Raw genomic sequence first — 281 nt, 5'->3', positions numbered from 1 at the left:
AGGTTCGCCCCGTCGTCCCCGTGGCCACCGGCCCAGCGCGCCGACAGCACGCCGGGCATGCCGTTGAGGGCCTCGACGGTGAGGCCGGAGTCGTCGGCCACCGTGGGCAGCCCGGTCTGCCGGTACCCCTCGCGGGCCTTGATCAGCGCGTTGTCGGCGAAGGTGGCGCCGGACTCCGGCACCTCCGGGTAGGGCGCGACGTCGTCCAGGCCGACGACCTCCACGTCCGGCAGCGCCGGCGCGAGGATCCGGCGTAGCTCGGCGAGCTTCTTCGGGTTGCG

The 281-nt window shown here is 74.7% G+C and carries 1 protein-coding gene; it reads right to left on the bottom strand.

Annotated elements, in window-relative coordinates; all coding sequences use genetic code 11:
- A partial coding sequence (locus Q5L94_RS13605; RefSeq protein ID WP_411161945.1) for a non-canonical purine NTP pyrophosphatase occupies positions 1-281 on the bottom strand: 281 nt, incomplete at both ends.

Source organism: Idiomarina sp. Sol25, from assembly GCF_033052775.1.
Lineage (GTDB): Bacteria > Pseudomonadota > Gammaproteobacteria > Enterobacterales > Alteromonadaceae > Idiomarina.
This window is presented reverse-complemented; position numbering and strand designations above follow the sequence as displayed.